This is a genomic window from Dietzia sp. UCD-THP (genome assembly GCF_000349585.1).
Taxonomy (GTDB): Bacteria; Actinomycetota; Actinomycetes; order Mycobacteriales; family Mycobacteriaceae; genus Dietzia; species Dietzia natronolimnaea_A.
On the sequence record NZ_AOSR01000120.1, the window covers coordinates 1 to 2442 of the forward strand.

The window sequence follows — 2442 nt, forward strand, 5'->3', positions numbered from 1 at the left end:
CCCCACCCACACCCCCACCACGCCCACCACTAGGCTCCGACGCTGCATTGGGGTGGGGCAGACTGTGGGCCAGTTGCCTGAACTGAGAGTAGGCCCCGTGTCGTGAAAGTGTCGCTCGACCGCTCCTGTCTCGAGCGGCGGCAGGTGTGGGTCTACGCGGCGGCCATCGTCGTGGGTCTCGCCTTGGGCAGCAGAGCGTCGGGTGCGGGAACCGTAGCCGAGGCGCTCGTGTGGCCGGCCCTCGGTCTCTTGCTCTACGCCACGTTCCTTCAGGTCCCGCTGCTGGACCTGGCCACCGCCTGGCGTGACCGCCGGTTCACGCTGGCCGTAGTGGTGGGCAACTTCGTCATCATGCCCCTCGTCGTGTGGGGCATGGTCCCTGTGCTTCCCGACGACCCCGGTGTCCGACTGGGCGTGCTGTTGGTGTTGCTCGTACCGTGCACCGATTGGTTCATCAGCTTCACCCAGATGGCGGGAGGAGACGTTTCGCGCGCGATCGCGGTGACCCCCGTGAACCTGGTGCTCCAGCTGATGCTGCTTCCCCTTTACCTGGTGGTGATGGCGCGCGAGGAGGTCACCGGTCTGGTCACGGTCGATGCGGTGGCCTCGGCGCTGGGGGTTGTCGCGCTACCGTTGATCGCTGCCGCCCTGACGGAGAAGTGGCTTGACGTTCGGCAGCGACGGCACGTAGTCCGCGAGCGGTGGGCCTGGGCTGCGGTCCCCCTCCTCGCCACCGTCGTGTTTCTCATCGCGACGGCACAGGTGGACGCGGTGCTCGGAGCGCTGGACGTCCTTCCATTCGTGTCTCCGGTGTTCGTGGCTTTCCTCCTGGCCGCGGCGCTCGCCGCCAAAGCACTCGCGGTTGCTTTCACGCTCCCTGTCACACAGGCCCGGACGCTCGCCTTCTCACTCGGAACCCGGAATTCGTTCCTCGTTCTGCCGCTCGCGATTTCCCTGCCCCAGGGGTACGAAGTCGCCGCCGTCGTCGTCGTGATGCAATCCCTCGTCGAGCTGCTCGGGATGATCGTGTTCGTGTGGCTGGTTCCGATCGCCTACCGGAGGCGTTCGACCGGCACACCGAGGCGATGAGCGCACATCGAATGGTCCGGCGCCGGACCGAGTCCCCTACCGGTCGAGCTCTCGCGAGCACGAACGCGGGGGGTGTCGCGACCCCCGCCAGGGTGCCTGCGTGGCCTCGGCGCCGGTGCGGAGATCACACGATCGCGCGGAGGGCGTGCGGCAGCCTGGTGACCCCATCTTCTGCCAGGAAATGTCCCGCTCCCGGCACGATGACAGCCGACGTACCGAGGAGGTGCGCAAGGCGGTCCGTGAGTTCGACAGGGACGTGAGCGTCGTCGTCGGACCGCACGACGGTCAGGGAGCCGACGTGGCTTCGGATCCCTGCCAGGTTCACCCCGTCGGCGATGAAGTCGTCAAGAGCGGGTAGCGCCGGCAAGGCGTCGACGAAGCCCGAGACGAGCACGAGTGTGCCCACCCGCCACGGGCCGGTCAGGGACGCGAGATGCCGAAGAACGGCAAGGCAACCCAGACTGTGGGCGACGACGACGATCTCCTCCCCGGGTGTGCCGAGCTCCCCGGCTACGGTTGTCACCCACTGGTCACTGGACGGGTCACTGGAGTTCGGAAAGGTGGCTATTCGCGTGGGGATCCCGGCGTCAGCGAGGCGTTCAGCGAGCCACTCGAACCAATGATCCCGGGGAGATGCGGCGTACCCGTGGAAGATCACTGCACGCCTGCTCGTGGACGATGTCATGAGAATGCACGCTAGACCTCATCCCGTCGCGGGGGGGCACTCTCCCACCACCGGGTGTGATGAGGACCGAGCTGACTGAGCCGACGGAAAGGGCGCCGGAGTGAGTGACGCTGGCGTGGATACCGGCGCGCCTCGAGCTGGGGCGGTAGCGCCCTGAGCGAGCCGGCTCACTAAGGGGATGCCAGTGAGGGTGCGAGCCGCCGACCGCGCCCCGTACGCGCACGCCACCGGGGCGGTCCGGACGAGACCTATCCAGGACGGAGGCCGGGGCGTGATCACGCCATCCGCCGCGCTGACCAGGCGATTTGGTATTCCGTTCGGGCGCGTGTAACTTTATCGGAGCCGCCAGGGAGCGGGGGTCGAGCCGAGAAGCTCTAGCCCAGATTCCGGGCGGTGGCTTCATGCAAGGGGAGCGAGGAATCGGGTTGACCGATCAGCGTCGGTCCGCTAGAGTAGTTAAGCCCCTCCCAGTCGGGAGCGGAAAATTCACCCTGACGCTACGCGGTACAGATGCCGCATGGGGTTGGTGTGTGGGTGTTGTTTGAGAACTCAACAGTGTGTTTTGTTTGTGATAGTGCCAAATTTTTTGTTTGGTTGCGACCCTTTCACATCCCTGTCGTGGGGGTCGCGTTTTTGAAACAGCCAGTTTTTTTTGGTTTGTTTTTTGC

At 65.7% G+C, this 2442-nt stretch carries 2 protein-coding genes; one reads left to right on the forward strand and one right to left on the reverse strand.

Going from position 1 to position 2442, the window contains the following annotated elements; genetic code table 11:
- Positions 1–102: 102 nt before the first annotated feature.
- Positions 103–1089: an arsenic resistance protein gene (locus tag H483_RS27295; protein WP_202959107.1), complete on the forward strand. Its 987-nt coding sequence runs from the start codon at positions 103–105 to the stop codon at positions 1087–1089.
- Positions 1090–1213: 124 nt separating this feature from the next.
- Here H483_RS27295 and H483_RS27300 read toward each other — a convergent pair whose 3' ends face one another.
- A complete protein-coding gene (locus H483_RS27300) occupies positions 1214–1774 on the reverse strand; it encodes an alpha/beta hydrolase (protein ID WP_031264773.1) in 561 nt (186 codons plus the stop codon).
- Positions 1775–2442 lie beyond the last annotated feature (668 nt).

Excerpts from the sequence above, each read along its gene's own strand:
- H483_RS27300 (WP_031264773.1), bottom strand. The coding sequence starts at position 1,774 with ATGACATCGTCCACGAGCAGGCGTGCAGTGATCTTCCACGGGTACGCC.